Source organism: Parafilimonas sp., from assembly GCF_047606085.1.
Classification (GTDB): Bacteria; Bacteroidota; Bacteroidia; order Chitinophagales; family Chitinophagaceae; genus Parafilimonas.
This window is the reverse complement of the sequence record NZ_JASGEX010000089.1, coordinates 1-5503: the sequence shown is the minus strand read 5'-3', so window position 1 is coordinate 5503 and position 5503 is coordinate 1. Positions and strand designations below refer to the sequence as shown.

4 protein-coding genes are annotated in these 5503 nt (G+C 44.7%); 3 read left to right on the top strand and 1 reads right to left on the bottom strand.

Annotation, left to right across the window (positions count from 1 at the left end):
* From QM629_RS07710 to QM629_RS07700, 3 genes are all read left to right on the top strand, one after another.
* Positions 1–2568, top strand: a 2568-nt coding sequence (locus QM629_RS07710; RefSeq protein WP_415158860.1) for a SusC/RagA family TonB-linked outer membrane protein, incomplete at its 5' end; no start/stop codon positions are given.
* A 110-nt stretch (positions 2569–2678) separates the two neighbouring features.
* On the top strand, positions 2679–4574 hold the full coding sequence (locus QM629_RS07705; RefSeq protein ID WP_415158858.1) for a RagB/SusD family nutrient uptake outer membrane protein: 1896 nt from the start codon (positions 2679–2681) through the stop codon (positions 4572–4574).
* 19 nt (positions 4575–4593) lie between these two features.
* A complete protein-coding gene (locus tag QM629_RS07700; RefSeq protein ID WP_415158856.1) occupies positions 4594–5301 on the top strand; it encodes a DUF3823 domain-containing protein in 708 nt (235 codons plus the stop codon).
* Here the strand turns inward: QM629_RS07700 and QM629_RS07695 are convergent.
* A partial coding sequence (locus QM629_RS07695; RefSeq protein ID WP_415158854.1) for a hypothetical protein occupies positions 5275–5503 on the bottom strand: 229 nt, incomplete at its 5' end. The genes QM629_RS07700 and QM629_RS07695 overlap by 27 nt on opposite strands.

Here is a 5503-nt window from a genome sequence, read left to right as displayed (position 1 = left end):
ATTACCATATTAAAAGATGCCTCTGCCGCTATTTACGGTGTACGGGGCGGCAATGGCGTGGTGGTGGTAACAACCAAAAGAGGATCGGCCGGTAAAAATAATATTAATGTAGATGCTTATTCAGGGTATCAAAGCTTTTTCCGTTTTCCCAAAGTGCTTTCCAGCACACCGGAGTATTTATATTACAGGGCTGATGCGGAGATGAACTGGTATGGCTCTACAAGCATAACCCAGGATGTGCTGGATGCCGCCAAGGCAGGCACCGATCCCCAATACAGGAGTTTTGACTGGCGTAAATTTGTAATGAATAATAACGGGGCAGCCCTTAATTCTGTAAACGTTAATATTAGCGGCGGTTCAGATAAAGTGAACTATTACGTATCGGGCACGAACCTGTATCAAAACTCTGTGCTGGGCAAGGAATATAATTTCAACAGAACAAACCTGCAATCAAATATCACGGCAAAAGTTGCCAACGGGCTTAAAGTGGGTTTTGATATAAACGGCAGAGTGGAAACAAGAAAAAATCCCGGTGTGCCTTACGGAGACGACTATTGGCTGGCCCGTTTTGCCGTGCTGAGAAATACACCAATGGAAAGGCCGTATGCCAATGATAACCCTGCTTACCTGAACGACCTTGGCGCCCATCTTGAAACCAATTATGCCTTTCTGAACAATACCCTCTCCGGCAAATACAGGGACGACTGGAGGGTGCTTCAAACAAACTTTCACATAGAATGGGATCTGCCCTGGATAAAAGGGCTTTCTTTAAGAGGCCTTGGTTCATATTATTATGCCGATGATCTTTTAAATAACCAGGAATATACCTATGAAGCCTATACCTATATTCCGGCTACAGATTCCACGGAAGAAGAATATAAAGTAACAGGCGGCAGCACCAACCCATGGAGAGAAAGAAACCAGGAAAAGCACATTAACACCGATATTCAGCTGCAGGCCAGCTATAACAATACCTTCGGCGATCATACCATAAGCGCCACTTTGGTTGCAGAAAGAATAAAAAACCATCACCTTAAAGACTGGGTGCATGCAGTGCCACAGTCAAACAACCTTCCGCTTATTTATTATAATATCACAGATACGTACGACGACTTGGATGAAACAGAAGCAAAAACAGGGTATATAGCCCGCATAACCTACAATTACAAAAACAGGTATTTTATTGAAGGCTCAGGCCGCCGCGACGCCTCTTATTTATTTGCGCCCGGGCAGCGGGTGGGTTACTTTCCGGCTGTTTCAGCAGCATGGCGCATTACCGAAGAGCCTTTCTTTAAAAGCCTGCTGAATAATAAAACGAATATCCTGTCAGACTTTAAGATAAGAGGCTCTTACGGCCAGTTAGGTGACGACAGAAGCATAAGCAACCAGGATGATCCTATCGTATCACCGTTTGCTTATTTGCCGGGATATGTTTACGGGGAAAACGGATATGCCATACTTGACGGCAGCATCATCACTGCCTCAAGAGATAAAGGCATTCCCATAACCAGCATATCATGGATGATTGATAAAACAACCGACATAGGCGCCGACTTTACTTTATTCAATGGAAAAGTAACGGGATCATTTGACTGGTTCAAACGCAAGCGTACCGGTATTCCCGTATCGCAAAGCGATGTGGTGCTTCCCCTGGAATTAGGCTATACGCTGCCATCTGCCAACCTTGAATCGGATGAACAATATGGTTCTGAAGGATCATTAAAGTATAACGGGCAGATAGGGCAGGTGTTCTTTACCGTGGGCGGAAACCTTTCTTATGCACGGGCAAAATATCTCAGCCAGTATAAACCAACCTATCAAAACTCCTGGGACCAGTACCGTAATTCAAGTGTGAACCGGTTTACCGATAAGGACTGGGGTTATATCTGCATTGGCCAGTTTCAGTCGTTCGACCAGATTAATAGCTACGATGTGGACATAGACGGCCAGGGCAATAAAACATTGCTGCCCGGCGACCTGATTTATAAAGACATAAACGGCGATAAAAAAATTGACGGCCTCGACCAGCGCCCCATAGGATTTGCTTATGGTGCGCAGCCAATGGTGAATTTTGGTTTCACCTTGTCGCTGGCATATAAAGGGTTCGATTTTCATGCAGACTTTTCCGGCGCTTCCGGTTATACATGGTACCAGGATTGGGAACAAAGATGGGCATTCCAGAACAACGGAAACCTGAATGCCATATTTAAAGACAGGTGGCACAGGAAAGATATATACGATTTAAACAGCGAATGGATACCCGGCAAATACCCCGCTAACCGTTATAATCCCGGCACTTCGCACAGCAACTATTCCGCCATGTCAACTTTCTGGGTGCACAATATAACTTATTTCAGGGCCAGGACGATTGAGCTGGGTTACTCGCTGCCTCAATCCTTATTAAACAAGATTAAAATTCAAAGCGCAAGAATTTATATCAACGGGTACGACCTGTTCTCGATTGATAACCTGGCCCAGTATAATCTCGACCCGGAAACCATTGATAACAATGGCTTACAGTTTCCCCAAAACCGGGTAATCAATTTCGGTGTCAATTTATCATTCTAACCTAATCTTAAAGAAAATAGTAATGAAACCGAGCATGATAATTTTTCTCACACAAGGGGAATGTACATAGCGAGGTTCCATGAGACCATTGAAAAAATAAACTTGTACGAATGAAAAAGATTTCAATCATTATAACAGCAGCCATTATTTTAAACGCCACAGCCTGTGTAAAAGACGATGATTTTCTGGATGTGGATCCCACTTCCATTATTGCGGAAGATGTAGCGTTCTCCGATCCCAAATTAGTATTGTCTGTATTAGCTGATTTATACAATCGTTATTACGATTTTTCAGGATTGGATAATGGCTGGGCCAGCTTTGCAGATTTCAGTGAAAGCTTTCCTTCAGAAAACGGCAGTTCCAGCATAGTGCAAAATACCGGGTGGGGCTACAGCACCTGGAATACCTGGGATTACACATACATACACGATCTGAACCTGTTTATAGAAAGAGACAGTGCAGCAACAGAATTAACGGATGATAACAAAGCCAGGTTTTTGGCAGAAGGCCGTTTCTTGCGCGCAAGCTATTATTTTGAAATGGTGAAGAGAATGGGCGGCGTACCCTTAATAACCTCATCCGTTGAATATGATGCTGCAAAAGGTGTGGAAGCGGTTCAGTTCCCAAGGGCAAAAGAGTCGGATATATATGATTTCGTGATCAGTGAGGCGGAAGCTATAAAAGACGATTTGCCGGCTGATGTAAGTGTTAAATCCAGGGCCAGCAAAGGCGCCGCCTTAGCCATGGAATCGAGGGCCGCATTATATGCCGGATCCATAGCCAAATATGGCGCTTCCACGCCCACGGTTTCTTTATCAGGCGGCGAAGTAGGCATAGCGGCAGATAAGGCAAACGATTATTATACCATTGCTTTACGGGCGGCTTCAGAAATAATCAATGGCGAAGCCGGCGCTTACTCACTGTATAATAAAGGCGGCGATCTTTCCACCAATTTTGCAAACCTGTTTCTGGATAAAGACAGCCCTGAAACCATCTTCTTTGAGGATTTTGAAACAGGCGGCAAAACACATGCATTCACCACAAACGATCAGCCTTACTCCTTATCTGAAGAAGGCGGCGATGCAGGAAGGCTTAACCCTTCCTTAAACTTTGCAGAATCATTTGAAAAATTAGATGGCACGTATGCGCCCTTTACTACCACAGATGCTTCCGGCAACCCGGTTTATTATGATGACATACAGGATATTTTTGCTGACAGGGATGCCCGCCTGGCCGGGACTATTTTACTGCCCGGAGGTACGTACAAAGGCGGGATCGTGGATATATGGGCCGGTTATGTTTTGCCCGACGGCAGCATAGTAACAAGCGATCAGTCAGGCACTTTTAAATCCCTTTATTCCGGCGGGCCCAGCATCCAGGTAGTGGGCGAAGATGGCCCGGTAAACGGGTTGGAACTGAGAACACAAACAGGCTTCTACATTCGTAAATATATAGACCAGGCAACGGGTTCCGGCACAAGAGGCCTGGGCAGCACCGTGGCATTTATCCGTTATCGCTATGCAGAAATTTTATTGAATGCTGCAGAAGCTTCCTTTGAGTTGGGAGACAATGCCACAGCCGCAACCTATTTAAACCAGGTGCGTGCCCGTGCAGGCTTAACTGTAGCGCTCACGGCTTCAGATGTTACGTTTGACAGGATAGTGCATGATCGCAGGGTGGAACTGGCTTTTGAAGGCCATATCTTATTTGATTATAAACGCTGGCGCATAGCTGCAAAGGTTTGGGACGGGCAGCCCACCACGCTGGCCAGCCTTACAGCAAATATCGGGATAGCTACCAAACGCAGCACACAGCCCTGGGGCCTCTGGCCATACAGGCATGTGGATGACCCCACTAAGCCAAACGACTTTAAATGGATGTTTAAAGAAACGCTGCCGGCTTTAGCTACCGGGTATAACAGGTTCCTGTCAGGCAATTATTATTCGCAGATACCTTCTGATGCCATAGCAAGCAATCCAAAACTTATACAGCAACCAAATCAATAACCTTATTAAATTTTAATACATGAAACACTTATCGAAATATATGTTAGCTGCTGGTTTGGGCGCATGTATCTACTCCTGTAAAAAAGATAATTATGCACCGCCGGGCGCTATGTTAACCGGTAATCTCTTATACAATACCGATACCATTTATGTAGAGAAAGATGCGGTGCACTTTCAAATCTATCAATACGGTTTTGGCAAGGTCGGCCCCATCTCCACCAATGAAACCTTTGCACAGGATGGCAGTTATTCGGCAGCGCTGTTTAACGGTGATTATAAACTGATTATCCCTGCCGGCGACGGGCCTTTCGTTTCCGCGACCACATCTTCCGGCGCGCCGGATTCGGTTGCCATTACCATGAACGGAAATCAAACTACGGATATACAGGTTACGCCTTACTATTTAATCCGCAATGCGCAGGCATCTGCTTCAGGAGATAATGTAACGGCCAGTTTCTCTATTGATCAGATAATCACAGGCGCTGATGCAAAAGATATAGAAAGTGTAAACCTGTATATCAATAAAACACAGTTTGTATCTGCCAATAATAACATTGCCGGCGCCAGCGTAAGCGGCAGCGATCTTACAAGCCTGTCAGGCGTAAGTATGAGTGTTGCCATACCTTCCATGACGCCAACGCAGAGTTATGTATTTGCACGCATTGGCCTGAAAATATCCGGTGTGGAAGACATGATATTTTCACCGCTTTTTAAAGTTGAATTTTAGCCCCTCTAAATCTCCCCCAAGGGGAGATTTTTTGAGAGCGTGAAATTTTGGGGGTGTTTTATTTAATTGAGTTCTTAGAAGCTGTCTAGATTTAATATTTTCAATCACCATTGCCATTTTTAAATAGAAAAAATTGGATGATTTCGCTGAATTTGATGTCAAAGCCAATAAAAAATAGCTGTTTTTGCTACTATACAAAATT